This is a genomic window from Pseudomonas sp. SIMBA_067, from assembly GCF_046534675.1.
GTDB classification, from domain to species: Bacteria; Pseudomonadota; Gammaproteobacteria; order Pseudomonadales; family Pseudomonadaceae; genus Aquipseudomonas; species Aquipseudomonas putida.
In genome coordinates, this window is the sequence record NZ_JAWRYH010000406.1 from 1 (window position 1) to 273 (window position 273).

The window sequence follows — 273 nt, forward strand, 5'->3', positions numbered from 1 at the left end:
GTTTTCGCTGGCAACGCTGACCGGCTGGGGGTTGATCTGGTTGCTGCTGCGCGAGCGTCATCTGGGTGGCACCATTATTCTGGCGGATGCGCACATTCGCTATAGCCACCCCATCAGCGGACGGCCTGGCGCGATTGCCGATCTGGGCTCATTAAGCGGCGATCTCGACCGCCTGGCGCGCGGACGTAAAGCGCGTGTGCAGCTCGAAGTTGAGCTGTTTGGCAATGATGAGTGTGGCGCTGTGTTTGAAGGGGTCTATATCGTCCTGCCCGC

1 protein-coding gene is annotated in these 273 nt (G+C 60.8%); it reads left to right on the forward strand.

Features of this window, described 5'->3' with window-relative positions:
• The coding region (locus tag SB765_RS29640) for a YiiD C-terminal domain-containing protein (RefSeq protein ID WP_410932492.1) at positions 1-273 on the forward strand (273 nt) is incomplete at both ends.